Source organism: Novosphingobium sp. 11B (assembly GCF_054589055.1).
In genome coordinates, this window is sequence record NZ_BAAILP010000052.1 from 1 (window position 1) to 26,451 (window position 26,451).

General features: G+C 64.8%; 18 protein-coding genes and 1 pseudogene. 3 read left to right on the forward strand and 16 right to left on the reverse strand.

Translation table 11 applies throughout. The features are described from left to right. Both ACYPYD_RS04245 and ACYPYD_RS04250 read right to left on the reverse strand, forming a co-directional pair. Window positions 1–314, reverse strand: a 314-nt coding sequence (locus tag ACYPYD_RS04245) for an SUMF1/EgtB/PvdO family nonheme iron enzyme (RefSeq protein ID WP_459662215.1), incomplete at its 3' end; no start/stop codon positions are given. A gap of 148 nt (window positions 315–462) precedes the next feature. Beyond that, the gene (locus ACYPYD_RS04250; RefSeq protein WP_459662216.1) at window positions 463–2,163 is read right to left on the reverse strand and encodes an arylsulfatase; all 1,701 of its coding nucleotides are present in this window, start codon (window positions 2,161–2,163) and stop codon (window positions 463–465) included. A 238-nt stretch (window positions 2,164–2,401) separates the two neighbouring features. Here ACYPYD_RS04250 and ACYPYD_RS04255 point away from each other — a divergent pair, with 238 nt between their 5' ends. Beyond that, window positions 2,402–4,777 carry a TonB-dependent receptor gene (locus ACYPYD_RS04255; protein WP_459662200.1) on the forward strand — a complete coding sequence of 792 codons (2,376 nt, stop codon included), beginning with the start codon at window positions 2,402–2,404 and terminating at the stop codon, window positions 4,775–4,777. A 91-nt stretch (window positions 4,778–4,868) separates the two neighbouring features. On the opposite strand, the gene ACYPYD_RS04260 is transcribed toward ACYPYD_RS04255, so the two are convergent. The 11 genes from ACYPYD_RS04260 to ACYPYD_RS04310 all read right to left on the reverse strand — a co-directional run bounded on the left by ACYPYD_RS04260 (window position 4,869) and on the right by ACYPYD_RS04310 (window position 21,299). After that, window positions 4,869–7,196 carry a TonB-dependent receptor plug domain-containing protein gene (locus tag ACYPYD_RS04260; RefSeq protein ID WP_459662201.1) on the reverse strand — a complete coding sequence of 776 codons (2,328 nt, stop codon included), beginning with the start codon at window positions 7,194–7,196 and terminating at the stop codon, window positions 4,869–4,871. 128 nt (window positions 7,197–7,324) lie between these two features. Then, entirely contained in the window at window positions 7,325–8,656 is a 1,332-nt protein-coding gene (locus ACYPYD_RS04265) for a dicarboxylate/amino acid:cation symporter (protein ID WP_459662202.1), read from the reverse strand. 96 nt (window positions 8,657–8,752) lie between these two features. Beyond that, window positions 8,753–9,751 (reverse strand): serine O-acetyltransferase EpsC, encoded by a 999-nt coding sequence (gene epsC / locus ACYPYD_RS04270; RefSeq protein WP_069707618.1) that lies wholly within the window; start codon window positions 9,749–9,751, stop codon window positions 8,753–8,755. A 37-nt stretch (window positions 9,752–9,788) separates the two neighbouring features. Further along, window positions 9,789–11,162 (reverse strand): NtaA/DmoA family FMN-dependent monooxygenase, encoded by a 1,374-nt coding sequence (locus ACYPYD_RS04275; protein ID WP_459662203.1) that lies wholly within the window; start codon window positions 11,160–11,162, stop codon window positions 9,789–9,791. A gap of 11 nt (window positions 11,163–11,173) precedes the next feature. After that, window positions 11,174–12,865 carry an ATP-binding cassette domain-containing protein gene (locus tag ACYPYD_RS04280; RefSeq protein WP_459662204.1) on the reverse strand — a complete coding sequence of 564 codons (1,692 nt, stop codon included), beginning with the start codon at window positions 12,863–12,865 and terminating at the stop codon, window positions 11,174–11,176. Further along, window positions 12,862–13,683: an ABC transporter permease gene (locus ACYPYD_RS04285; protein ID WP_459662205.1), complete on the reverse strand. Its 822-nt coding sequence runs from the start codon at window positions 13,681–13,683 to the stop codon at window positions 12,862–12,864. The genes ACYPYD_RS04280 and ACYPYD_RS04285 overlap by 4 nt, the downstream gene beginning before the upstream one ends. Window positions 13,684–13,687: 4 nt before the next feature. Further along, entirely contained in the window at window positions 13,688–14,719 is a 1,032-nt protein-coding gene (locus ACYPYD_RS04290; protein WP_459662206.1) for an ABC transporter permease, read from the reverse strand. Continuing rightward, entirely contained in the window at window positions 14,716–16,242 is a 1,527-nt protein-coding gene (locus ACYPYD_RS04295) for an ABC transporter substrate-binding protein (RefSeq protein WP_459662207.1), read from the reverse strand. Before ACYPYD_RS04295 ends, ACYPYD_RS04290 begins: the two co-directional genes overlap by 4 nt. Then, window positions 16,239–17,615, reverse strand: coding sequence for an LLM class flavin-dependent oxidoreductase (locus ACYPYD_RS04300; protein ID WP_459662208.1), 1,377 nt, complete (start codon window positions 17,613–17,615; stop codon window positions 16,239–16,241). The genes ACYPYD_RS04295 and ACYPYD_RS04300 overlap by 4 nt, the downstream gene beginning before the upstream one ends. 58 nt (window positions 17,616–17,673) lie before the next feature. Beyond that, the gene (locus tag ACYPYD_RS04305) at window positions 17,674–19,977 is read right to left on the reverse strand and encodes a TonB-dependent receptor (RefSeq protein WP_459662209.1); all 2,304 of its coding nucleotides are present in this window, start codon (window positions 19,975–19,977) and stop codon (window positions 17,674–17,676) included. A 398-nt stretch (window positions 19,978–20,375) separates the two neighbouring features. Further along, complete coding sequence (locus ACYPYD_RS04310; RefSeq protein ID WP_459662210.1) at window positions 20,376–21,299, reverse strand: LysR family transcriptional regulator; 924 nt, start codon at window positions 21,297–21,299, stop codon at window positions 20,376–20,378. 70 nt (window positions 21,300–21,369) lie between these two features. On the opposite strand from ACYPYD_RS04310, the gene ACYPYD_RS04315 reads away from it, so the two are divergent. Continuing rightward, complete coding sequence (locus tag ACYPYD_RS04315) at window positions 21,370–22,404, forward strand: aldo/keto reductase (protein ID WP_459662211.1); 1,035 nt, start codon at window positions 21,370–21,372, stop codon at window positions 22,402–22,404. Between the two features lie 13 nt (window positions 22,405–22,417). After that, a complete protein-coding gene (locus tag ACYPYD_RS04320; protein WP_459662212.1) occupies window positions 22,418–23,647 on the forward strand; it encodes an MFS transporter in 1,230 nt (409 codons plus the stop codon). A gap of 150 nt (window positions 23,648–23,797) precedes the next feature. Here ACYPYD_RS04320 and ACYPYD_RS04325 read toward each other — a convergent pair. The 3 genes and pseudogenes from ACYPYD_RS04325 to ACYPYD_RS04335 all read right to left on the reverse strand — a co-directional run. Continuing rightward, window positions 23,798–24,741: pseudogene (locus tag ACYPYD_RS04325) on the reverse strand (formylglycine-generating enzyme family protein). A gap of 96 nt (window positions 24,742–24,837) precedes the next feature. Then, window positions 24,838–25,617, reverse strand: coding sequence for an SDR family NAD(P)-dependent oxidoreductase (locus tag ACYPYD_RS04330; RefSeq protein WP_459662213.1), 780 nt, complete (start codon window positions 25,615–25,617; stop codon window positions 24,838–24,840). A 99-nt stretch (window positions 25,618–25,716) separates the two neighbouring features. Continuing rightward, on the reverse strand, window positions 25,717–26,451 hold a 735-nt coding region (locus ACYPYD_RS04335; protein WP_459662214.1), incomplete at its 5' end, for a TetR/AcrR family transcriptional regulator.

Here is a 26,451-nt window from a genome sequence, read left to right on the forward strand (position 1 = left end):
CGCCAGTCGGCGCCGAACTCGAACCGCCACCAGTTGGCGGGATTGCCGGTATCGACCGGGGCGGCGGTTTTGTGGAAGACCAGCGAGCCGGGCTGCGCCATCTCGGGCGGCATGCCGGGGTATTGCGCGGGATCGGGCGCGACTTCGGCGACGGTGCGATAGCCGGTCGCCGCGACGAACCGTGCGTACTGGCGGTTGGTGACGGGCGTGGCATCGATCCAGAACCCATCGACCGAAACGCGGCGCACGGGCGCTTCCTCGGGATAGAAGGTTTCCGATCCCATCGCGAACGTACCGCCGGGAATACGGACCATCCCGGCCGGCGCCTCACGTTCCGCATCCGTCATTGCGATGCCGTCCTGCAAACCGATCACCCGTCCTTATCCTCGACCCCGGACCTAGCGGCTGGCAGCGCACCGGGCAACGCACCCGGCACGCCCCCGCCCGCTCAAGCCGCCCGCTTCAGGGCTTTGCCGCAGGGGTTGCGGCATCGTCGGGAAGTGCCACGCCCTTCTGCGCGGCGTAGCGATCCCAGTCCGCTGTCAGTTCGGCCAGCTTGTCCGCATGGCTGGCGGCAACGTCGGTGCTTTCGGCCGGATCGGTCGCGAGGTTGAAGAGCTGCCACTTGCCCTCGCCAACGCCGTCGCGCGGGTAGGTTGAGCCGGATTTCGGCAGGTAGACCGCCTTCCAGTCGCCCTTTCGCAGCGCGCGGCGATAGAACAGCTCGGTGCCGACCGGCTCGTCCGGCGAGCGCACTTCGCTGGCCTTCTCGGCCAGGACGGGGACCAGACTGTGCCCCTCGAACGGCAGGATAGCGCGGCCCTTGTAGGTCGTAGGCTGGGTCAGCCCAGCAAGGTCGAGCAAGGTCGGCGCGATGTCGGTGACGCTCAGATAGCCGCGTGCGATGCGATTGCCGACGACGTCCTTGCCCGAGGCGAAAGCCGAGACCCGCGTGCCGCCTTCGGTGGGATAGCCCTTCACCAGCCACGACGGGGTACTGTTGGCCTGCGCCCAGCCCGCGCCGTAGCCGACGTAGGAGGTGGCATTGCCGATGTTCTCCAGCCGGTTGTCGATGCCCAGCTTCTTCGCGCCGTCCGGCACGCCGCGCACCTGGAACGGAGCGTCGATCTCGCTGCCCTCGGGGCCGTTGTCGGACAGGAATACGATGACCGTATTGTCGTACTGGCCGGTGCGTTTCAGTTCGGCGACCACGCGGCCCACGTTCTGGTCCATGCGGTCCACCATCGCGGCGTAGACTTCCATCTTGCGCGCCTCGAACGCCTTCTGCTCGGCCGTCAGGCTGTCCCACGGCTTCACGCCGTCGAGCGCATGGGGCTGCTGGTCGAGCGCGACGAGACCGAGCTTCTTCTGCCGCTCGAGCCGCTGCGCGCGCAGCACTTCGTAGCCGGCATCGTAGTGGCCCTTGTACTTCGCGATCGTCTCGCCCGGGGCCTGCATCGGCCAGTGCGGCGTGGTGAAGGTGAGGTAGGCAAAGAACGGGCGCTTGTCGGCGGCCCCGTCATCAAGGAAACCGATCAGCTTGTCGGCGAACTGGTCCGCCGAGTAGTGCCCGACCGGGAACTTCACCAGCTTGCCGTCCTGCCGGTAGAGCGTATTGGCCTTGGCCTTTGTCCATGCCGCGTTCTGGTCGGCGCCGAAGTGATTGCCCAGCCCCTGGAGCAGCGCATAGGAATGGTCGAACCCGCGTGCCGCCGGGCCGCGATCCTCAGTGAGGCCGAGGTGCCACTTGCCGGACATCAGCGTGCGGTAGCCGCCCTGTTGCAGCAGCTCCGCGATCGAGGCGACGCGGTCGTTGAGATAGCCTTCATAGCCGGGCCGGTCGGCAAGGGTGGCGGGGCGCGATTCCACCATGGTCCCGATCCCGGCTTCGTGGTTGTCCACGCCACTCAGCAGCATCGAGCGGGTCGGCGAACATGTCGGCGCGGTGTGAAAGCCGGTGAAACGCACGCCGCTGTTGGCCAGCGCGTCGAGGTTGGGCGTCGCGATTTCGCCCCCGAAGGCGCCGAGGTCCGACCAGCCGAGATCGTCGGCGACGATGACGAGGAAGTTCGGACGCGAAGCACTCTGCGTAGTGCCCGGCGCGGCAGCCGATGCGGGCACTGGCGCGGCGGGGAGCGCCTGCGCGGCGGCGGGACGGGTCATCAGGGTGCTCAGGAGAGCGGCGGCGATCAGGGCGGCCTTGCGGGTCACGTCGGTTCCGTTCGTGGCGATGCGTGGGAGCGCAAGACCTAACGGGAGCAGTTCCGGCGGCCCACAAAGTTTTACTCTACCAGTTATGTAGAGAATCTTTGTTGCTGCCCACCACGAGTTCTCTACTCAAATAGTTGAGTTTCAGGCGGCCGCCCGGTCGCCGGTCGCATCATGCAATGAGGGTCTTTCCATGAACACGTTCCTGCGTGCCACCACGCTCGCCCTGCTCGGGTCGAGCGCGCTGGCTGCCGTCCCCGCATACGCCGAAGACGCACCAGCCGCCGAAGCCGCTGCCGACGCAGAAGGTGGTGGAGGTCTCGATATCATGGTCACCGCCCGTCGCCGCAACGAGCGCATCCAGGACGTTCCGGTGGCCGCCAACGCCTACGGCGGCGAGCAGCTGGCCGCGACACGCACTTACAACTTGCGCGACCTGCAGCAGTTGACCCCCAGCCTCGTCGTCACCAACACCAACCCGCGCAACACCAGCATCAACATCCGCGGGCTGGGCAACAACGTCTCGGTCTACAACGACGGGCTGGAGCCGGCGGTCGGCGTCTATGTCGATCAGGTCTACCTCGCGCGGCCCGGACAGGCAGTGTTCGACCTCTCGGACGTGGAACGAATTGAAGTGCTGCGAGGCCCGCAGGGCACGCTGTTCGGCAAGAACACGTCGGCGGGCGCGGTCGTCGTCACCACCAAGTCGCCGACGTTCGAGCCGGAGGCGGGCGGCGACGTGACCTTCGGAAACTACGATTTCCGGCAGGTCCACGCTTATGCCAGCGGCGCGCTGGTGGACGATCTGCTGGCCGCGCGCCTCTACGTCTCGAAGACCGACCGCGACGGTTACATGACCAACCGCTACGATGGTGCGGACACGCAGGACTACCACGATTTCGGCCTGCGCGGGCAGTTGCTGTTCACGCCTGCCAGCAACTTCAAGTTGCGCCTGATCGGTGACTATGGCCGCCAGCATTCCAAGACCGCGGCGGCAGTGCTGACCGGCGTGCTGACCCAGTACGACAACGGCACGGCGTTCGCGAACAACTATTACGCCCGCGCCGCGCGCACCGGCTATACGCCGCTGCCGATCGACCCTTCGGCGCGGCAGGTCGATGTGGACGCCAATCCGCGCTACAAGATGAACCAGTGGGGCGTGACCTCGATCGCCGACCTCACCATCCCGGGCAATACGATCACCTCGGTCACCGCCTACCGCGCATGGAACTGGTATCCGCACAATGACGGCGATTCCACCAGCCTCGATGCCGGCACCGACTTCCACCAGAGCAACGAGCAGCGCCAGTTCAGCCAGGAACTGCGCATCGCCTCGGAAGGCACGCGCAAGGTCGATTACGTCGCGGGGCTCTACTACTTGTGGCAGGCGATCGATGCCGAGGCGCTGAATGCCTATGGCAGTGACGCCGCCGCATGGTTCGTGGCGCCCAGCGTGGACCGCACAGCCGCCGCAGCCGCACTCAACGGCTACACCATCCTCGGCCACTCGCGCCCGGTGACCAACAGCTACGCCGCCTTCGGCCAGACGATCTGGCACCTGACGCCCACGCTCGATCTGACCACGGGCCTGCGCTACACCTACGAGACGAAGACCGGCTGGTTCGAGCAGACCGCTACCGGCGCTAGCCTCGACGGGCTGACCACGGCGCAGCTTGCCGCCGCGGGCACGATCCGGTCGCGTTACGGCGTCGCCAATTCCTATTCCGCCAGCACGAAGGAAGGCCGCCTGTCCGGCTCGGCGACGCTGTCGTGGAAGGTGACGCCCGACGCACTGGTCTATGCGACCTACGGGCGCGGCCACAAGTTCGGCGGCCTCAACCTTGCCAACATCGTGACGACGGGCGCCTTCGCCGCCGATCCGGTCATCAAGCCCGAGACGATCGACAGCTACGAACTGGGCGTGAAGACCGCATGGTTCGGTAATAAACTGACCGCCAACCTCGCCGCGTTCTGGACCGACGACAGCGATTACCAGACCACCGTGGTCGATGTGGAGCGCAACAACCAGTCCTACTTCACCAACGTCGGCAAAGTGCGCACGCGCGGTTTCGAGGCGGACCTGCGCGCAAATCCGGCGCCGTGGCTCTCACTCTACGCCTCGGGCGCGTTCACCGATGCGAAATACGTGGACTATCCCAATGCGCCGTGCCCGATCGAGGTCACCGGGCAGACTACCTGCGATCTTAGCGGAAAGCGCCTGCCAGGCGTGTCGAAGTGGGCGGCCTCGGCAGGCGGCGAGGCGCGTCAGGGGGTGGGATCTGTGCTGGGCCGCGATAGCGAAGTCTATTTCGGCGCGGACTATAGCTACCGCTCGGACTTCAACACCACCGCCAGCCTTTCGCGCTATTCGCTGATTCCCGGTTATTCGCTGGTCAACGCACGCATCGGCTTCCGGGCGCTCGACGGAGTGCTCGACGTTCAGGTTTGGGCGCGCAACCTGACAAACAAGCTTTATTATCTGAGCCTGTCCGCCGGAACTACCGGCGCAGTCACCGGTACGCTGGGCGATCCGCGTACGTACGGTGTCACGCTCAGGACGAAATTCTGATCTTTAAGCCACGGTGTAGCGACCGGCCTACACCATCGACCGATCATCTGGCCGCCAGCTTCACGCACGGCGGCCAGATGTTCACGGACCGTTACCAACTCAGTCCGGCGCGGACATACAGATAACGGCCGTTGAAGCCGAACGGCGAGTAATAGGGAAACGCGGTCACACCAGTGGTGTTGAGCGCTGCCGGCACCTTCTTGGGATAGACGTCGAGCAGGTTGCTCGCGCCCAGCGCCAGGTTGAACGACGCATCCTTGGGCTGATAGCGCAGTTCGAGGTCCGTGATCGCGCGCTTGCCGGTGTGAAGGTCGCTGGTAGCGACGGTGCCGGGCTGAAGAACGTCGCCATAATAGGTGACGCGTGCGGTGGCGCCCAGCGTATCGCCGGTCCACACCACGGTACCGGAGACTTTCTCGCCGGGAGTGCCGTCCTCGATTGTCAGGATGCGGCTGCGGGCGAACAAGGCGGTGTTGGCGGGCACCTTCGTCACCTTGATATCGTTGACGTTGCCTGCAACGGTGAGGTCGAAAGTGCCTGCGCCTTCGGTGACGATCTTGTAGTTGGCGACCGCATCGATGCCCTTGGTGGTGGTGGCCAGCCCGTTCAGGAAGAAGCGCGCGGCAGAGACGTTCGGGATCGTCGTGACGGCGATGTTCTCCGACAGGCCGATCTGGTTGCGCACGTGGATGCGATAGCCGTCCACCGTAAGCGAAAAGCCGCCGGTGCGCAGCACGAAACCAGCCGACAGATTGGTGGACTTTTCAGCCTCCAGCGCCTTGCCGCCGAGCGAGGTCGCTTCCGCCGAAGTGGACGGATAGGTGCCCGTAACGATCTGATTTCCGTTCTGGATGACCGAGGTGATCGAGGTGTAATACTGCTGGATCAGGCTGGGGGCACGGAAGCCCGTCGAGGCGGTGCCACGGATCGCAAAGGCGGGGCTGAAGTCATAGCGCAGCGACAGCTTGCCGGTGCCGGTGCTGCCGAAGTCCGAATATTTCTCGCCCCGTCCTGCCAGAGCGACCAGCAGCTTGTCCGTCACCTGCGCTTCGAGGTCGAGGTAGATGGAGCCGTTCTGGCGGTGCTCGTTTACTTCGTTGAGCGTCGAGAAACCTGGGAAGCCCTGCGCGCCTGGCGTCGCGTTCGGATAGGCGGTGCCGTAGCCGTAGGACGCGGCCTCGCCCGCCTTGATCTCGTAGCTTTCGCGGCGGCCTTCGACGCCCCATGCTACGTTCAGCGACTGGAATACGTCGAACTGCTTGGAAAAATCGATGCCTGCGACCCACTGGTCGTAAATCGAAGCGCCATCGTAGAACTCCGTCTGGCTGGCCGCCCCGTACGTGTAATTGGCGGAATCGCGGGTCCGGTAGTCGATCCGATTGCGGCCATAGCTGACGTTGAGGTCGGTCTTCCATCCCGCGATCTCGCCGCGCAGGCCGCCGGTTACCGTCAGGTCCTTGGAGTGAGTATTGATCTTCGGCAGGAAGCCGTCGAGGCCATAAGCCGCCGCGGCCGAATCCAGCCGCGGGAAAGCTGCCGAGCTGGAATCGCGGTACTGGTAGCCGCCGAAGGCGTAGACTTCCCAGGTTTCGTTCAGCGGCTTGGCCGAGTTGACGTAGACCGAGTAGCTTTCGACTTCCGGATCGCCGAAGCGGTTGTCGACTACGGGCGTGGCAAGGCGCGGGTCCACGTCGCCGCGGCTGGTGGGGTTGCGCTTGGTGTATTCGCCCGAAACGGTCAGGAAGCCGTCCTGTCCCAGCTTGATGCCCTGCCAGCCGGCAGCGGTCACGGTGCTTTCACCGGTGACGTGGCGGCTGTCGCGCGCGGTGTCGATCTGCGTGTCGTAGATCCCGTAAGTAACGGTGGCGCCGCCGCCGTGGTCCGCTTCGCGCAGGCGCAGGTTGACGACACCGGCGATGGCGTCCGAACCATACTGCGCCGAAGCGCCGTCACGCAGCACTTCGATCGACTGGAGCGCGGTGGACGGGATCGTGTTGAGATCGACCGCTGCCGAGCCGCGCCCCACCACACCGTTGACGTTGAGCGAGGCCGACGTATGCGCGCGCACGCCGTTGATGAGGACGAGCGTCTGATCCGGGCTCATACCGCGCAGGGTGGCGGGACGGATCGCGTCGGTGCCATCCGTGGCGGACGGGCGCGGGAAGCTGATCGAAGGAACCGAGTTGGCGAGCGCGGTGCCAAGCTCGGTCGTGCCCTGCTGCTTCAGATCCTGGATCGTCACGACGTCCACCGGAGATGCGGTGTCGAGCTTCGAGCGCCCCTGGGCGCGGCTGCCGGTGACGACGATCTCGCTGTCGGTGTCTGCAGCCGCAGCCGTTTCCTGTGCGCCGGCCACCTGAGCCTGAGCAATGGCGACGGTCGATACGGCGGTGAGCGCCAGAGCATTCGTGAATTTCATGATTTTCTCCTCATGCCGCGAAACCGCTTTGCGGTCGGGCGCGACGGGACCTGAACACATCTGATTCTTCTGGGGCCCTTGTTGAGCCAGAGCCGCATTACATGCCCGGTGATGTCTGTCAGTCGATTTTATTCAATATGTTCCGATATTTGCTCATTCGAGATGGTGACGGACGCGGTTTCCGGCAGTCCGAGGCGCTTCGAGACGATCACCGGGACAAGCACTTGTCCCGCCACGTTGACCGCCGTACGGCCCATGTCGAGGATCGGGTCGATAGCCAGCAGCAACCCCGCCCCTTCCAGCGGAAGGCCGAGCGTCGATAGCGTTAGCGTCAACATCACGACAGCGCCGGTAAGGCCTGCCGTCGCTGCCGATCCGATGACGCTGACGAAAGCGATCAGCACGTAGTCCGAAGGCTGCAGCGCGATTCCGTAGAATTGCGCCACGAATATGGCCGAGATTGCGGGATAGATCGCCGCGCAGCCGTCCATCTTCGTCGTCGATCCGAGCGGCACGGCAAAAGCGGCGTAAGCCCGGGGGACGCCCAACTTCTCGGTCACTTCCTCGGTGACCGGCATCGTCCCGACCGAGGAGCGAGACAGGAAACCGATCTGGATGGCGGGCCAGGACACCGCAAAGAACCTGCGCGGGTCGATCTTGTGCAGCGCAAGCAGGGATGGGTAGACACCCAGCAGCACGATCGCCAGCCCGGCGTAAACAGCCGCGACGAAGCTGCCCAGCGCGGACATCGCGTCCCAACCGTAGCTCACGACAGCGTTTGCGAGCAGCGCGGCTGAACCGATCGGGGTCAATGCGATGATCCAACGCAGAACCTGGCGCAGAACCTGGTTGGCCGAAGTCATGAAGTTCAGGAAGGGATTTGCTCGATCGCCGACACGAACGGCTGCGGCGCCGACTGCCGCTGCGGCGATGATGATTTGCAGGACATTGAAGCTGACCGACGTGCTCGCCTTGCCGTTCTCGACGCTGGTGGAGGCCGAAATGCCCAGATAATTGGAGGGAACGAGCCCGGTCAGGAAATCCAGCCAACTGCCTACCGAGGCGGGAGTCTGCGCGGCGCTCCGGCTGATTCCGGCGTGCAGGCCGGGTTGGATCGACACGCCCAGCGCGATGCCGATCACCACCGCGATGAGCGCAGTGATCGCGAACCAGACGAGAGTGTGCACGACCAGCCGCGCTGCATTGTCGAGACCGCGCAGCGCGGCCACCGATGCGACAATGGCCGTGAAGACGAGCGGTGGAACGAGTGTCCGCAGCAGTTGGATGAATACCAGCGCTACCGTATGGAAGGCGGCAGTAGCGCTCATGGCGAAACCGCTCTGCGGGTCAAGCCCGCGTACGATCAGCCCGGCCATTATCCCTACGGTCATGCCGAGCAGCACTTGCATGCCAAAACCAGGAAATCGCGGGCGATGGACGTTAACGGAAGAAGCGGTCATCCGGTTTTGACTAACCATCAGGGAATGAAGCGCAAACAATATTCTCTATCATATTTATAGAGATTTATCTCTTCGCGAAAGCGGTTCCCCGGGCTGTCAGTTGAATTCGGACCTGGTAATCCCTTGTTGCCGGGCTTGCCGGATCAGATGGTTCTGTTCCCGCGCCTGCATGACCTGACTGAGCGGGGGAATATCGTGCGTAATCCAGACGTTGCCGCCGATCTCGGAGCCAGCGCCAATGGTCACCCGGCCAAGGATCGTAGCCCCGGCATAGATGACTACATCGTTCTCGATGATCGGGTGACGTGGGAGGGACTTGATCAGAGCGCCGTCGGCCTCGGTTGGAAAATTCTTCGCACCCAGCGTGACGCCTTGATAAATGCGGACGTTGTCACCGATCACGGCCGTCTCGCCGATCACCACGCCGGTGCCGTGATCGATGAAGAAGCCCTTGCCGATCTGTGCTCCGGGGTGGATGTCGATCCCGGTGCCGCCATGCGAGATCTCCGATATGATCCGCGCGACCAGCGGCGCTCCCATCAGGTATAGCGTGTGCGCGAGACGATGGTGGATGATGGCCAGCAGTCCGGGATAACAGATCAGCACCTCGTCGATGCTGCGGGCGGCCGGGTCCCCCCGAAAGGCGGCCTGGATGTCGAGATCCAGAAGGCGCCGCAGGTTGGGCAGCGCTTGCAGAAAAGCCACGACTATCTCCGTCGCACGCTGGTCTGCCAGAGGGCTTTCGATCTCGTCGGCATAGGCCAGTTCCAGCCGCAACTGCGCATGCAGCCGGCTGGCGGCGATCTGCAGCGTCTGGGTGATGAACGTATCCTCGTTGGCCTGCCGGACGAAATCCGGCCCCAGCCTCAAGGGAAAGAGAGCACTGCTCAATTCTTCCGCGATCTTTGCAAGCCGGACGCGGGAGGGGAACCCTTTGGCGCCATGTTCGACGTGGCGTGCGTTGGTGCTGCGCCAGTGGCGGCGGATCTGGGCAAGCTCGTGCACCACATCGCCGACGTCCCAGAGATCGAGCGTCTCCACACCGGCGTCCCTGCCATGATCCGACCCGAGTTCGGCCGAGCGCAGCTCGTTCATCCTGCTCCTTCCTTGTGCTGGTGCCCCGTATGCGCTTTCAGTTCTGGATCGGCTCTAAATGCCGGACCGGCGGGTTTGACTGACCGGGGATCGCATCTGGGGCCGCATGGCGGTTGTCGATGAACGGCAGGCCCAGATGACCACGCAGGGTCTTGGCCTCATATCGTCCGCGAAACAGGCCGCGTTCCACCAGGATGGGAACGACCTTCGCGCGGAAGCGATCCCAGTCGGCGGGATGCTGGACGAACAGATTGAACCCGTCGGCGGCGCCGCTTTCGTACCAGTGCTGCAACTGATCGGCGATGGTCTCGGGTGAGCCGACGAGCCGCAACCAGCCGAGCGCTTGCGCTTCCAGTACCCCGCGAAGGGTGACGCCGGCGCGCCGGGCGTTCTCGATATCCTCGTGGAACCGCCTGATCCCGGCGTCTTCGCTGCGGGGAAGCTCGGGAAACGGCGCGTCGAGATCGTAGCCGCTGAAATCGTGCCCGTCGAACTGACGTGAAAGCGCGGCTAGGCGGCGGCGTATGTCGCCCGCCGTCGTTCTCTGGCGCTCGATTTGCAACGCTTCCTCGTCGGTATCGGCGATGGTGACGCCGAGCGCGGGTATGAACAGCAGTTCGTCCGGATCGCGCCCGATCGCCTGTGCGCGGGCGCGAATGTCCTGTGCCAGTTCGATGGCTTCATCGGTGCTGCGCGCGAAGCTGAAGACGATATCGGCGCGTCTCGCGCTGAGGTCGCGGCCCTGATCGGAGGTTCCTGCCTGAACCAGCGGCGGCTGCCCCTGCGGCGAACGCTGGATATTGAGCGGTCCCGTGACCGAAAAGAACTCCCCGCGATGATCGAGCCGATGCTGTCTTGCAGGATCCAGGAATCGCGGCGCGGTCCTGTCGCGGGAGAAGGCACCTTCTTCGTAGGAATGCCATAAGCCCTGTACCGCCTCGACCGCTTCGTCCGCGCGCCGGTATCGCGTGTCGTAATCACCATGGCCGGAGCGACTGAAGTTGCCCGCCGTCCCGGGATCCTGACTGGTCACGATGTTCCACCCGGCGCGGCCGCCGCTGATGAGGTCGAGCGAAGCCAGTCGCCGGGCAATATCGAAAGGCTCGCTGTACGTTGTGCTGACGGTCGCCACCAGGCCGATGCGGTTGGTGGCATAAGCAACAGCGGAGAGCAGCGTCAGCGGCTCCAGCCGGTTCAGGTGATGGTTGGGAAAGTCGGGCGTGATGTATTGGCTGTCGACTATGAAGACGAAGTCGAAATGGGCGTCCTCGGCTTCCCTGGCCTGCTTCACATACCAATCGATGTTGACGCTGGCGTCCAGCGGCACTTGCGGATCGCGCCAGAGTTCGGTCCCGGATGCATCGCCCACGCCGATCAGGACGGCCCCCAGCTTCAGTGTATCGCGTGCCATGATCGGACCTTTCAGTGAGCGGTGAATACGGCGGGGGCTTCGCTGCGCTGCGCGGACAGGCGCGGCGCAGCGGCCAGCAAACGGCGGGTGTAGGGATGGGACGGGTTGGCAAGCACCAGGTCGGCCGGCCCGGTCTCGACGATGCGGCCGCCATAGAGCACCGCCACCCGGTCCGCGATCCCGGCGACAGAGCCGAGGTCGTGAGAAATGAAGACCTGCGCGATACCATTTTCCTGCGCCAGACCACGCAGAAGTTTCAGGACATGGAGGCGATTGACCGCATCCAGCGCGCTCACGGGCTCATCGAGCAGCAGCACCCTTGGAGCGAGCGCCAGCGCGCGGGCGATCACCGCCCTTTGCCGCTGCCCACCGGAAAGGTGCCGGGGCAGGCGCGACGCCAGCGCGGCATCGAGGCCGACGGCCTGCAGGGCTTCGCCGAGTGCCTGCGCGATGGAGGCGCCATCGGTTTCACCGCGCAGATGGAGACCCTCGGTAACAGAGGCCGCGATCGTCAGGTCGGGATCGAGGCTGCGCAGCGGATCCTGGAACACGTATTGCAACGCGCCGGACCGTCGCAGTTCGCGCAGCGGTCCGGCTTTCAATCCGTCGATCCGCGCGCCATCAAGTTCGATAGTGCCGCTCGCCGTCGGGATCAGGCCCAGGATCGTACGCAGGAGCGTGGTTTTTCCCGAGCCGGTCTCGCCGATCAGGCCGAGAATTTCTCCGGGAGCCAGTTCCAGATCGACGTCCTCGATCACCGTGCGGATTCCGTAGCCCGCATGCAGCCCCTTCACTGCGAGCAGTGGCGTTCGCTTGCCGCTCACCGATGCCGGGCAGGCGCTTTCGATAGTGTGGACCGCGTGGTCTTCGATCAGGCTGCGGGTGTAGGCGCTTTGCGGATTGCCAAGTACGCTGCGCGTGGGCCCGGCGTCCACGATCGCGCCGTCGCGCATGACGATGACATGCTCGCAGATCTGCGACACCACGGCGAGATCGTGCGACACCAGGATCAGGGTCAGGGCCTGTTCCCGGCGCAGCCTGTCGATCAGGTCAAGCACTTCGGCCTGCACCGTCACGTCGAGCGCGGTGGTGGCCTCGTCGGCGATCAGGAGGCGCGGTCCGGCGCAGATCGCAATCGCGATGAGCACGCGCTGGGCCATGCCGCCCGAAAGCTCGAAGGGGTACTGCCGATAGACGGCGCTCGCATCCTCGAAGCCGACCTGGCGAAGCAGTTCCAGCGCGCGGTCGCGGGCGACAGTGCGGCCGAGGCGCAGCGTCGCCCGGATCGCTTCCACCAGTTGGCGGCCCACCGGGATCGAAGGATTGAGGTAGGAGCCCGGGTCCTGGAACACGGCCGAAAGCGCCTTCCCCCGCAAATCCTTCCACGATGCCGTGTCGAGCCGGGAAAGGTCCACGCCCCCGAAGCGTATGGAGCCGGAGGCGATGTTCAGGCCCGGCGGCAGAACATCCAGGATCGCCCGGCAGGTGAGCGACTTGCCGCTGCCGGATTCGCCAACGATGCCCAGCGTCCCCCCTGCTCCCAGTTCGAAGCTCACATCGCGCACGAGTTCTTGCCCCTGCGCCGTCACGACATGGAGGTTGCGGACAGAAAGCAAGGGCTCGGCAGGCGGTTCCGGGCGGCGGTGGCGGATGTCGAGATTAACGACGTTGTCGGCGGTAAGGCCGGAGTGGGCTTGCGTCATGCGGCAGTCTCCTTGCGTCCGGAATCCCTGAGCGCGTCGGCAAGCGCATTGAGCGCCCAGACCGTCGCGACGATCAGCAGGGCAGGGGCGACCGGGCCGAACGGGCGGTCGTAGAGGTTGGCGAGGTCGGTCGCGAGCAGGCCGCCCCAGGTCGGGTCGGGCGGCACGACGCCGATGCCGAGGAACGTCAGCGAGGCGACGATCGAAAGGCACGCGCCGGTCATCGAAGCAGCAGCGACCGCCACCGGCGGCAGCACCTTGGCAACGACGTGGCGGCGCAGGATGGCGGAGGTCGAGGCACCCATCAGGCGCGCGGCCTCGATGTATTCGGCATTGGCGATGGACAGGGCCGCCGCGCGGGTCACCCGAAAGAAGGCCGGTGTGATGAGGATGCCCACGGCGAACATCGCCTGGACCAGCCCGTTGCCCAGCATCGCGGTCATGGCGATGGCGAAGACCAGGAACGGCAGCATCATGAGCGCGTCGATCACACGCAGGTTGATCCATTCGAACCGGCGTCCGAGAAAGACCGACAGCAGGCCGGGAACGACGCCCAGAACCAACCCAATCGACACCGAGAGCAGGCTTGCAAGGACGGAGACGGTCGATCCGGCGAGCAACCGGCTGAAGACGTCGCGCCCCAGTGCATCGGTGCCCAGCCAGTACCTTATGCCGGGTGGTTGCAGCAGTGCCGAGCCGTCCTGCGCCAGCGGATCATGCGGTGCGAGGAAAGGCCCGAAGACGGCGAGTACAGCTACGACAGCGAGAATTACGAAGGCGGCGCGGGCGCTGGGATAGCGCAGGAGCTGGCGGATCATGGTTTCAACTCCGTCGCCGCGCGGCTGGCTGGAGGACGCCCAGCAGGACGTTGACGCACAGGTTGCAGGCCAGGATCAGCAGGATCGACACGACGAGTGTGCCCTGTACGACCGGCACGTCGCCGCGCAGGGCGGAGTCGGCGGCGAGCTTGCCCATTCCGGGCATGTTGAAGATCGCCTCGGTCACGACGGCGCCGCCGATCAGCATCGGCACTTTGAGCGCCAGCACGGTCAGCGCCGGCCCCGAGGCATTGCGCAGGACGTGAACGAACAGGATGCGGCGGCGCGAAAGGCCGCGCACGACCGCGCCCGTCACGTAATTTTCCGAGAGCGCGACAACGAGGCCGGTGCGCAGTTGCCGGGCGAGGTCTGCGATGACATCGACGCTGAGAGCCACGGCCGGGATGCTCACGGCGGCCAGCCAGCCGATCGGATCGTCCGCGAAAGGCACGTAACCCGAAGACGGGAGCCAGCCGAGCCAGAGGCTGAAGATCAGGATCAGGACGAAGGCCACGACGAAAGGCGGCAGGGACGAGACCAGGGCGGCGAACAGCGTGATCGCGCGGTCCAGCCGCCCGCCGTGGCGCACGCCCGCCACGAGGCCGAGGCCCAGCCCGAAAACCACGCCCACCAGCAGCGCCACACCCGCGATCGAAAGGCTGATCGGCAGGCGCTGCAGGATCAGTTCGAAAGCCGGCACGCCGTTGAACCAGGAAGTGCCGAGGTCGCCGTGCAGGACGCCGCTTATCCAGTGCAGATACTGGAACACCACCGGTTGATCGAGGCCGAGATCGGCGCGGATGCGCGCGACGGTCTCGGGCGATGCGGCGTCGCCCGCGATCCCCGCTGCCGGATCCAGCCCGGACACCACGCCCAGCAGGAAGGTGATGAGCGTGGCGATGAAGAAGACCGGCAAGGTGATCCCCAGCGTCCCGCCGACATGGCGCAGCAGCGCCTTGCCATGACGCAGGCGGATGGTCCCCCCGGTTACGATAGGCCCTGCCTGCGGCGGCGCTGGTTCGAAAACGGTGCTCATTCGACCGTCACTCCTTCCCAGCGGATTTGCGAGGGCACGATGTTGAGGTGCTTCACCCTCGAACGGGTGGCGACGATGAACGGCGTGCTGAACAGCCAGACGCTGGGCGACTGCTCGGCGCCCAGACGGGTCGCGCGTTGCAGGCGCTCCTTGTACTGAGGCGCGTCGATCGGCGTGGCCCGCACCTCGTCGATGGCCTTGAGGAACGCGGGCGGCGCATAAGGACCGCTGAGGTTCATGATGCCCTGCGGCCCGTAGACCGCCAGAAGGTTCTGGACCGGCGATTCCCGTCCGACCGTGCCGTCAACCGCGGTGGCCGGGCGCTTGGCGATATAGACCTCGCTCTGCCAACTGGACGAACCTGGCGGAACGATGCGCAGGCGCGACTTGATGCCGACGCGCCCCAGTTGGGCCTGCAGCAGTTCCGGCAGACCCTCGTTGATCAGCGGATTGATGACGATCTCGACCGTGAGGGAACCCGGCGCGTGGCCGGCCTGCGCCAGCAGCGCTTTGGCCCGTGCGGGATCATAGGCCCACTTGTCCCTCGTCTGCGGATCGAAGGCGAAATAGTGCGGCGGGAAAGGCTGGTTGGTGGGCGTGCCGAGACCAGCCGTGAGCGTCTTCACCAGTTCGCCGCGATCAATGGCGTAGCGCACGGCTTCGGCCACGCGCGGGTCGTCGAAGGGCGCCTTGTTGCGGTTGATCATGAGATCGCTGGCATTGAGCGACGGGGCGGTGGTGACCGTCAGCTTGCGCGCACGGGCTTCCTCCACGCGCTTGGGTCCGATCGAGGCCACGTCGATCGCGCCCGAGACAAGCGAGGCGATCGTCGTCGTCGGCTCAGACAGCGTGGTCAGTTCCAGACGCTCGACGTGGATATTCGCAGCGTCCCAGTAATCCGGATTCTTGACGAAATAGGCGTGCGATTCCGGTACGAATTCGACCATCTTGAACGGCCCTGCGCCGACCGGCCACAACGCCAGCTTTGCTTTGTCCTTCGCCGCGGCGGTGGGGCTGGCGATAGCGCCGACACGGCCCGCCATCACGTAGGGCAGCTGGTAATCGAGCCGCGAAAGGTGAAACACCACGCGCAGCGGCCCGTCGGTATCGAAGCTGGCGATGCTTTCGATCTCGGGGCGCAGGAAGGAATCCTTCTGCGTCTTGCCGCGCTCGAAGAAGGCCTTCACGGCGGCGGCATCGAGCGGGGTGCCGTCAGTGAATTTCAGCTTGTCGCGCAGCTGGAAGGTCAGTGTCCTGCCGTCCGGCGAGTATGTCCAGCTCTGCGCCAGTGCGGGCTGGACGTTGCCATCCTTGTCGAGCCGGGTGAGCGAGGCATAGGCGAGGCTGACGGTGTTGATGTCGGCCCCGGTGCGGCTCGTCACCGGGTCCCACGACGTGGGCAGCATGAAGGCCCAGCGGACGCGCGCCTTTTCGGCAGCTTTGTCACCCGAGCCGCCGCACCCGGCCGTGGCCAGGGCAGCAGCCAGGAGCACCGCCCAGCCTGCGAGGGAGCGTGCCTTCACGAGACCGCCAGCGCCGGCTCTTCGCGCCGGGCAGTCGGGGATGCGGAGGCTTCGGCGCGGATGTTGGCGGGTTTGGGCAGTCCCAGGTTGCCGCGCAGCGTCGTGTCCTCGTACTCGCTGCGATAGACGCCGCGCGCCTGCAGGATCGGCACGACTTCGTTCAGGAACCGGTCGAACTGGTCCGGGTGGCCGAGCATCACATTGAGGCCGTCGAGTGCGCCGCCCTCAAACCAGCGGATGATCTCGTTGGCAACTGTTTCGGCACTGCCGACGAACGGGCTCCCGCGCGAGGCGCTGAGAACTTCCACGGTCTGGCGCAGGGTCAGGTCGTCCTTGCGGGCAAGTTCGACGATGCGCTGTGCCTGCGTGAAGAAGCTGCGCCGTGCGTGTTCGAGCGTCTCGGCCGGGAACGGGGCGTCGAGGTCGTACTGGCGGAAATCATGCCATCCGAACGAACGTCCTAGTTCGCCGAGAGCTTGCTCGAAACTGTGGTCCGCGCGGCGATATTCGGTCTCGATGCGGCGGGCATCCTCGTCGGTGTCGCCCACGTATATGCTGACGCCGGGAAGGATCAGCACGTCGTCCGCGCCGCGTCCTGCCGCGACGGCCCGGCGGGTGATGTCCTGCTTGAAGGCGCGGCCATCCTCGATCGAGGCTGAGTGCGTGAAGATGGCATCGGCGGTCTGCGCGCCGAGGTTGCGGCCGTGATCGGAATCGCCGGCCTGGAAGATCACCGGCTGACCCTGCGGCGATCGCTGCAGGTTGAGCGGCCCGGTGACCGAGAAATACTTGCCCTTGTGATTGAGCGCATGCAGCTTGGCGGGATCGAGGAAAACCCCGGTCTCGCGGTCGCGCGGGAAGGCGTCATCCTCGTACGAGCGCCATAGGCCCTGCACCACGTCGATATATTCGAACGCACGGCCATAGCGGGTTTCATAGTCGTAATGCTCGTCCAGACCGAAATTGCCCGCAGCACCGGGATCGCCGCTGGTGACGACGTTCCAGCCGGCACGTCCACCGCTGATGAGATCCAGCGAGGCGAGGCGGCGAGCGAGGTTGAACGGCGAGTTGAACGAGGTGGTGAGCGTGCCGACAAGGCCGATATGGCTCGTCGCCGTCGCCAGCGCGGAAAGCAGGGTCAGCGGCTCCAGCCGGTTCAGGTAGTGCGGCGGCGAATCCTTGGTGATGAACTGGCTGTCGACGATGAACACGAAGTCGAACTTTGCGGCTTCGGCCTTGCGCACCTGTTCGATGTACCACCGGATGTTGACGCTGGCGTCCGCCGGAATGTCGGGATCGAGCCAGCGGTTGTGCTGGCCGGGACCGCCCGCGCCCATCGTGACGAGGCCGAGCTTCAAGGTTCTTCTGGTCATTGCCGTAACTCCTTTGCCGGATGGTCGTTCGGTGATTGCAGCTGGCTCACAATCTGGCTCACAGGCGCCCCTTGAGCGTCAGCCCGTACATGCGCGGCTCGCCCAGAGCGCCCTGGACGATGCCGTTGGAAGCGCTGACGGAGAGCGTGTTGAAGTAGTTCTTGTTGAACAGGTTGCGTACCCACAGGGAGGCTTCCCAGCGGTCATCGGGATCGCGCACGCCGCCGTGCAGGCCGACCAGCGTGTAGCCGCGCACCCAGGTGAAGGGATCGAGGTTCACCGCCGCGTAGAAGCCCGAACGATAGCTGATGTCGCCGCCCGCGAAGGCATCGACGTTGCCCACCGAATACAGATATTCGGCGTTGCCGGTCAGGGCGAGGCGCGGTGCGCCCGAAGCGCGGCGGCCCGACAGATCCATCGAGGACAGGTAGGAATAGAGGAACTGCGAGGGCGCGTTGCGGTACGAGCGGTATTCCGCGTCGTTGTAGGTTCCCGCGACGCCGATGTTCAGCCCGTCGAACGGCTGGGCGCGGGCATCGACCTCGACACCGCGCGATCGCAGCTTGCCGACGTTGCTGATGTAGCCGACGGCAGGCGTCACTGCGTAGTTGACGAAGTTCGCCTGGTAATTGCTGACGTCGGCCCAGAACAGCGCGAGGTTGAATTCCGCCTTACCGCCCAGCAGGCGCGTCTTGATACCCAGTTCGTAGTTGTCGACCTTCTCTGGCCGCACGAAGATGTCCACGCCCAGTGACTGGCGCACAAGGTTGATGCCGGGCGACTTGTACCCGCGCGAATAAGACGCATAAGTATGGACGTCGCTCGAAACGTCGTAGGCGGCGATGGCGGTGCCGGACACGTTGCTGGTGTTGTCCGACGCGGTGTAGGCGCCCGCAGGCGCATAAGCGGCGCGCAGCGCGACGACGGTGGACCGGATCGCCGGATCGAAGCTGGAAAGGAGCGCGTAATCGCCCGTGGCGTAGGCTTCATAAATGCCGGTCTTGTGCTCGTAAGTGTAGCGAAGACCCCCCGTCAAGCGCAGCGAGGGGGAGATGTTCCATGTCGCCTGCCCATAGGCCGCATAGCTGTGGGTCGCGGGAAGGACGTGATTGTACGATGTCAGGCCGTCGAACACGGCAGAGGGTAATGTCGATACCGATGCCGTCGGCGTGTTCGCGGTGGTCAGCCACGTTGTCGCGTCGCGGCCATAGCGGTTGATGACGTCGTCGTCGGCCTCCTGCCAGAAGAAGTAGAGCCCCGCAGTATAGTCGATGGTTTCGCCGCCCTTGGATGCGGCGCGCAGTTCCTGGCTGAACTGCTGCTGCTTGGTGGCCACCACGCTGTTGGTGATGACGTTGGCGCCGAACTGGTCGCCGTCGTAATTGGGCACCCATTTCCAGTTGCGGTATGCGGTGATCGAGGTCAGCGTCAGCGGGCCGACGTCCCAGTCCGCGCGGGCCTGGACACCCCAGCTGGGCATCTCGTCGTACTGCGAGGAGTCGATGTCGGTCTTGCGATCGAAAGCGTTGACGGTGCCCGGCGTGTATCCGACATCGGCGGCACGGCGGTAGAACCCGCGGACCTGCGCGCCGTTCGCCAGTGTCGTAGGCAGGACGCCGGCGATGCTGGTAAAGCCGACGTCGCCCTTCTGGATGCTGTAGTCCGCGATCAGGCGCAGCTTGAAGTCCGCACTCGGCTTGTAGAGCAGGTCGAACCGCGCGGCATGGTTGTCGAGGTTGTCCCAATGCTCGCGCTGGGTGGTGTTGTAGATCAACCCGTCGCGCCGATTGCGCAAGTACGAGACGCGGAACGCCAGGTCGTCGCTGACCACCCCGTTGTACGCGAAGTAGCCGCGCAACTGGTTGTAGTTGCCGTAGCTCAGCTCCGCCCGCGCTTCCTGCTGGAACTGCGGCTCGCGCGTGGTGATGTCGATCGCGCCCGCAACGGTGTTCTTGCCGAACAGGGTTCCCTGCGGCCCGCGAAGGACCTGAATACTTTCGATGTCGATCAGGTCGGTGATGACCGATCCGGTACGCGGCCGGTAGACGCCGTCCACATAGAGCCCGACGCCCTGTTCGAGCCCGTCGTTGGTGCCGCCGGCATTGGTGCCGATGCCGCGGATCGTGATCGTCTGGTTGCGGCCGCTGAAGCCCTGGATATTGAGGCTGGGGAGCTGTTGGACCACCTGCTTGAGCGAACTGACGCCCTGCGCCTCCAGCTGGCGGCTGGAAATGGCGGAAATCGCGATGGGAACGTCCTGCGCGCTTTCCGTGCGGTAGCGCGCCGTCACGGTTATTTCACCGATGTCTGCGCCATCGGGCGCTGCATCCGCCGGGCCGGCGGCTTCTTCGGCCGAAGCCACTTGAGGAAAAATTACCGCAGAGACTGCAATCGCGGACGCCGCGCTGGCGAGCAATCTGTGTCTTCTTCCAGAAAAAGTCCTACCGAACAACGCTTTCAAACCAACCCCCTCATTCGATGAATGCGGAGCGGTGTGACGGATATATGTCTACTTAATCAATAGACATAGTCTGAAGTCTATATGACTTTGGCTCAAGTGCGGCTTTTGCTTGTTCGGAGTGGCGAGAAGCTTTTAGCGAAAGCCCGGCGCATCCTTCGCCACCGCGCTATGCTGATGACGGCATTTGACAGGAGCAAGCGCATCATCCTTGCATGGATGACGTCGTCGATTGACCGAGGGGCCGGTTGTGCTGAACGTCTATTCAGTCGGCAGCCCAAACCCTGGAGCACCGAACCATGTTAGATCAGGCGCTCTGCGAGAAAATCCACGAAAACCCTGACCCGGGCCGGTACATTCGCCCCGCCCATAAAAACAGCATGGATTGTTTCGATGTCGCCCGGATTATAGTCTTCCAATATCGCCACCAACTGGCCTGATGCCAGCTCGGGTTGGACACTGAACCGCCCCACGCGGGTAATGCCGACACCGTCGGCCGCGAGCTGGCCCAGCGTCTCACCATTGTTAGCTTCGATCGTGCCGCGAACGCTCAGCGCATAATCCCGCCCATCCTTGCGAAACGGCCAGACGGGTTCGGCCCGGCGAAAATTGAAGTTAAGGCAATTATGGCCATGCAGATCCTCTGGTATCGCCGGTGTGCCGTGGCGGTGCAGATAAGCCGGCGAAGCGACGATGACCCGGCCGTTTTCGCCTAGCTTGCGGGCGGTCAGCGGACTGTCGGTCAGGGGGCCAAAGCGGATCGCCACATCTGCCTGTCCTGCGGCGATGTCGACCAGCCGGTCGCTGAGGCTGATATCGACGATGATATGCGGATAAATCTGCGCAAACTCGCCGAGCAACGGCACGATGCACAGCCGGCCATGGGAATGGGCCGCGCTTACCCTCAGCCGCCCGCGCGGGGCGCCGCGATCGGCGATCGACTGTTCGGCTTCGTCGAGATCGGCGAGGATGCGCCGGGCGCTGCCGAGATAGGCCTGTCCCTCGGCCGTCAGCGTCAGGGCGCGGGTGGAGCGCAGCAACAGGCGAACTCCCAGCCGATCCTCGATCCGGTCCACCGCGCGGCTGACCGCCGAGGGCGTGAGGCCCAGCAGCCGGCCCGCGGCCGAGAAACTGCCTTCGGAGATCACCGCCGCGAAGGTTTCCAGCGCCCGTGCCCGATCGGCGTGGAAGGGCATCTTTTCATCCAATGCAAAGATCTTTCGCATTTCGGCCCCCTAAACGGCGGCCATTGGCTATTCCATTTATGCGTGCGTTACGGAATGAAAAGGGATCACGATGGAATATCGGCAACTGGGCGCATCGGGCCTGCGGGTACCGGCGCTGAGCTTCGGCACCGGTACGTTCGGCGGCTCCGGCCCCCTGTTCGGGGCCTGGGGCAATAGCGACGCGCCGGAAGCGCGCCGTCTGGTCGATATCTGCCTCGATGCCGGCATAACCTTGTTCGACACCGCCGATGTCTATTCGGGCGGCGCGTCGGAAGAAGTGCTGGGCGCGGCGATCAAGGGACGGCGCGACGCAGTGCTGATCTCCACCAAGCTCGGTCTGCCGACCGGGGACGGCCCGGGCGATTGGGGCGTATCGCGCGGCCGGCTGATCCGCGGCGTGGAGGCGGCGCTGGACCGTCTCGGGACCGACTATATCGATCTGTTGCAACTCCATGCCTTCGACGCTTCGACCCCGGTGGAGGAATTGCTGGCGACGCTGGACGAACTCATCCGCGCAGGCAAGCTGCGCCATGTCGGCGTTTCCAACTATCCCGGCTGGCAGTTGATGAAGGCGCTGGGCGCGGCGGATCGCCATGGCTGGCCGCGCTTCGTGGCCCATCAAGTCTACTATTCGCTGATCGGCCGCGCCTACGAAGCGGACCTGATGCCGCTCGCGGCAGATCAAGGCGTGGGCGCACTGGTGTGGAGCCCGCTCGGCTGGGGACGCCTCACCGGCAAGATCCGGCGCAGCAGCCCGATCCCCGAAGGCAGCCGCCTACACCAGACCGCCATCTTCGCGCCGCCGGTGGAGGACGAACATCTCTACCGGGTCGTCGATGCGCTCGACGAGATATCTGTGGAAACCGGCAAGACGGTTCCACAGATCGCGCTCAACTGGCTGCTGCAGCGGCCCACGGTGTCGTCGGTCATCATCGGGGCACGTAACGAGGAGCAGTTGCGCCAGAACCTTTGCGCGGTGGGCTGGTCACTCACGGCAGAACAGGTCGCCCGGCTTGATCAGGCCAGCTATCGGATGCCCGCCTACCCCCATGCACCCTATCATCAACAGGATGGTTTCGCCCGCCTGAACCCGCCGCTTGTCTGACGGGAGGAGCATCATGAAGATCAATCCACCACTTCTCGCGCTGGCGGCTGGGGCGTTCGGCATCGGCGTCACCGAATTCGCGCCGATGGGCCTGCTGCCCGTCATCGCCGCCGACCTTGATGTCTCGATCCCTTCAGCCGGTCTGCTGATCAGTGCTTATGCGATCGGCGTGATGCTGGGCGCGCCGCTGATGACGCTGACCACCGGGCGATTGCCACGCCGCACCTTGCTGATTGTGCTGGCCGCGATCTTTACGGCGGGCAACCTGATGGCAGCGCTTTCCGGCAGTTATGGGATGCTGCTGTTCGCGCGGATCGTCACGTCGCTCAACCACGGCGCCTTCTTCGGCGTAGGATCGATCGTCGCTGCCAGCCTGGTCCCGCCCCAGCGGCAAGCCGGCGCGGTGGCCGCCATGTTCATGGGACTGACGATCGCCAATGTCGTCGGCGTGCCGCTGGCGACCTGGGCGGGCGAAGTCATGGGGTGGCGCTCGGCGTTCTGGGGCATTTCCGTGCTCGGTCTGCTGACCATCGCGGCGCTGCGCCTGACCTTGCCGGATATGCCCGCGCCGACGGACGGCGATGCACGCTCCGAACTGCGGGTACTGATGCGTGGGCCGGTGCTGGCGGCGCTGGGCCTGACGGTGGTTGGTGCGAGCGCGATGTTCACCGTGTTCACCTATATCACCCCGATCCTGCGCGAGCAGACCCATGGCTCGATCGGTTTCGTGACGGCGATGCTGGTGGTCTACGGCGTGGGGCTGACCATCGGCAACTGGCTGGGCGGGCGCTTTGCGGACCGATCAGTCGACAGGACCTTGCTCGTGACGCTGGCGGCGCTCACGGCGATCCTCGTCGCCTTCGCCTTTGCCATGCCGTATGCGGGGCTGACGGCCGTGCTCATCTTCCTGTGGGGCATCGCCAGCTTCGCACTGGTCCCGCCGCTGCAGGTCCGCGTGATGAGTGCCGCCGCCGATGCACCGAACCTCGCTTCTTCGATGAACATCGGCGCCTTCAATCTCGGCAACGCGATCGGCGCCGGGCTGGGCGGAGGAGTAATTGCTGCAGGCTTCAGCCTGCCCATTGTCGCGATCGCTGGAGCGGCAGCGTCGGGCGTCGGCTTGCTCGCCGTGCTGATGAGCGCTCGAAAGTCTCCATCAAGTCATGTCGGGCTTCCTGAAGAGCTTTGCAGTGAAATGGGTTTAACTGAGGCGTGTGTACGAATGTCCCGGGCCAGCCCTTAAACGGTCAGATTGCTTACGGCCATCATGGACCTTCATGATGGCTAAGCAGAACGTCCGAACCCGGGGTTCGGAAATTGACGCCCGAATGACAGGAACGGGTCGTCCGTCGACAAAGCCGGTATTAGCAAAACCCAAATTCAGCTCGACTTTTCAGTACGCTGAATGGCTACGAATGACGCAGCGAAAACCGATATGCGAGGTCGATGTGTCGATCATTTCGGGGTTTGGCGCGCGGCGGGACGGTAGCGCTGGCAGTAGTTGGCCGCGCACAAGTGCGACCCGCCTTTCAACACCTTGCGGCCGATCCGCAGATCGGGCCGGGCCGGATCGAAGCTGTCCCTTAGCCTGGCACCGCGCGGGTTGCTGAGGGTGCAGCACGATTGCCCGCTCTTCTTTTTCGCGGGCGCCTCGGGCCGGTCGCTCCACCAGTCGCAGGTCCATTCCCACGTGTTGCCGATCATGTCGAACAGGCCGTAGCCGTTGGCGGCATAAGTCCCGACCGGAGAAGTCCGCTCCCACCCGTCGAGCATATGGTTGGCGAAGGGGAACAGGCCCTGCCAGTAATTCGCCATCATCGCACCTCCGGGCGCGAGTTCGTCGCCCCAGGCATAGTCGGCGCCCTCCAGTCCGCCGCGTGCGGCGAATTCGAACTCCGCTTCGGTCGGCAGGGCCTTACCCGCCCATTTCGCGTAAGCCTCGGCATCGGCATAGGCGATCTGGACAACCGGATGATCCCATAGGCCAAGGCTGTCGATGTCGCTGTCCGGCCCCAGCGGATGGCGCCAGTCGGCACCAAATTCGAACCGCCACCAATTGCCCGGATTGGAGGTGTCCACCGGCGTCGCCGTCTTGTGAAAAACCAGCGACCCGGCCCGGTCCATGCCGGGCAGCATGCCGGGATAGTCCTTCGGATCGGGCGCGATCTCGGCGACGGTGGTGTATCCCGTCGCCTCGACGAATGCCGCGAACTGGCGATTGGTGACGGGCGTGGTGTCGATCCAGAAACCGTCGACCGAGACACGGCGCAGCGGCGCTTCCTCGGGATAGAATCGCTCCGACCCCATCGTGAAACTGCCGCCCGCGACCCAGGCCATACCGGGCCGCACCTGCATTCCGTCTTCGGCATCCTGATAGGCGGTGGTCATGTCAGATTTCGGTCCCGGCAAGCTTGAATCCGCCCTCCATGCCCGTCATCGGGTCAGGTAGCCGGCCTCCACCGCAAGGCTGTGCCCGGTGACGTAGCTGGACGCATCGGAACACAGCCAGGCGCTGGCTTCGGCCACTTCCTCGGGCTTGCCGAAGCGGCCCAGCAGGCTGAGCGCCGGAGCGAAGTCGGCTTCGGTGTGGCCGCTGGCATCCAGCGCGCCGCGCAGCATCGGCGTGTCGATCGCGCCGGGAAGCACGGCGTTCACGCGGATTCCCTGCAGTGCGTATTCGAGGCTGCCGGTCTTGGTCAGGCCGATGACCCCGTGCTTGGCCGCCACGTAGGCCGAGTTACCCGGCTGCGGCCGCACCGAACTGACCGAGCCGACATTGACGATAGCGCCGCCTCCGCCCTGCCCGATGAACTGGCGGATCTGGTATTTCATGCAGAGCATCACCGCGCGCAGATCGATGCGGATGACGCGGTCCCACACGTCCATGTCGGCCTCGGCGATGGGCAGCGTGTCCGGCGTGACCGCAGCGTTGTTCACCGCGCAGTCCAGGCGCCCGAAAGCCGATACCGCGCCCGCGACAAGGTCGCGCACTTGCGCCTCCTCACCGACGTCGCAGTGGATGAACCGGGCCTCGCCGCCGGCGGAGAGGATCGCGGCGACGGTCTCCTCGCCCGCTCCGTCATTGATGTCGGAGACGATCACCCTTGCGCCGTACCCTGCGAAGACCCGGGCAGTCGCCGCGCCCATACCCATTCCGGCACCCGTGACGATCGCCACTTTGCCGTCCAGCCGATTGCGCGCGTTGTCGGTCATGATCTTCGTCCTCTTCCCGGTCGGCCGGATCGGTCCGGCCTGTTACTGCTTTCATCGGAAGCGCCGCCACGCATGTCGCCTGACAACAGGGCTAGGGCTTCATGTTTTGCAACTGGCCTCCAGCGCGACCGTGGCCATGTCCAGCGCGATGTCGAAGCGCTGGCGGAAGCGTTCGGGGTCGCGCTTCGGCAGGTTCTCGTTGTCCGAGAGTACCATCATGTTGATGACCACCAGATAGGCTAGCGCGATGCGGTAATCGCCCAGGTACGGGTCTTCCGCATCGACGATCGCATTTATGTGATTGATGGTCGTGCGCAGGTTCCGGCTGAGATCGGGGCGATTGTCAGCGGCGTGCATGATCCCGGCGGGGCGCTGCTGCTGCAGATACTTGCTCATGAACGCCGCATACGTGTGGCGGCCCTGATCGTCGGTCAGGTCGAGGATCGGCTCACACAGGATGCGAAGCAGGGTTCTCAGGTCGAAACTGCCGCCGCTGCGCTCGACTTCGGCCAGCGCCGCGCCGCGCGCCGGTTCCATCTGCCACACACGCCAGGCGAAGATCGCCTGCACCAGCGTGTCCCGGTTACCGAAGTGGTACTGCACCGCATTGGTGTTCCGGTTGCCCGCAAGCTGGGCGATCTCGCGGAACGACACGCTCTCGATCGAGCGCGTGGCATAGAGCGATTCGGCGGCGGCGATGATGCGGATCTTTGCATCGTCGGCGAAATGAAGCGGCGGGTCGGTCACCTTGCGATCCGTACACGAGCCGGGTGCGAATTCCAGTTCGCGCAGCATTTCCGGCAATCCTCCTTCGCGCCCGTCCATCCGCGATAC

Coding starts and splice junctions, on each gene's coding strand:
- ACYPYD_RS04250 (WP_459662216.1), bottom strand. CDS start 2,163: ATGACCCGTCCCGCCGCCGCGCAGGCGCTCCCCGCCGCGCCAGTGCCC.
- ACYPYD_RS04255 (WP_459662200.1), top strand. CDS start 2,402: ATGAACACGTTCCTGCGTGCCACCACGCTCGCCCTGCTCGGGTCGAGC.
- ACYPYD_RS04260 (WP_459662201.1), bottom strand. CDS start 7,196: ATGAAATTCACGAATGCTCTGGCGCTCACCGCCGTATCGACCGTCGCC.
- ACYPYD_RS04265 (WP_459662202.1), bottom strand. CDS start 8,656: ATGACCGCTTCTTCCGTTAACGTCCATCGCCCGCGATTTCCTGGTTTT.
- epsC (WP_069707618.1), bottom strand. CDS start 9,751: ATGAACGAGCTGCGCTCGGCCGAACTCGGGTCGGATCATGGCAGGGAC.
- ACYPYD_RS04275 (WP_459662203.1), bottom strand. CDS start 11,162: ATGGCACGCGATACACTGAAGCTGGGGGCCGTCCTGATCGGCGTGGGC.
- ACYPYD_RS04280 (WP_459662204.1), bottom strand. CDS start 12,865: ATGACGCAAGCCCACTCCGGCCTTACCGCCGACAACGTCGTTAATCTC.
- ACYPYD_RS04285 (WP_459662205.1), bottom strand. CDS start 13,683: ATGATCCGCCAGCTCCTGCGCTATCCCAGCGCCCGCGCCGCCTTCGTA.
- ACYPYD_RS04290 (WP_459662206.1), bottom strand. CDS start 14,719: ATGAGCACCGTTTTCGAACCAGCGCCGCCGCAGGCAGGGCCTATCGTA.
- ACYPYD_RS04300 (WP_459662208.1), bottom strand. CDS start 17,615: ATGACCAGAAGAACCTTGAAGCTCGGCCTCGTCACGATGGGCGCGGGC.
- ACYPYD_RS04310 (WP_459662210.1), bottom strand. CDS start 21,299: ATGCGAAAGATCTTTGCATTGGATGAAAAGATGCCCTTCCACGCCGAT.
- ACYPYD_RS04315 (WP_459662211.1), top strand. CDS start 21,370: ATGGAATATCGGCAACTGGGCGCATCGGGCCTGCGGGTACCGGCGCTG.
- ACYPYD_RS04320 (WP_459662212.1), top strand. CDS start 22,418: ATGAAGATCAATCCACCACTTCTCGCGCTGGCGGCTGGGGCGTTCGGC.
- ACYPYD_RS04330 (WP_459662213.1), bottom strand. CDS start 25,617: ATGACCGACAACGCGCGCAATCGGCTGGACGGCAAAGTGGCGATCGTC.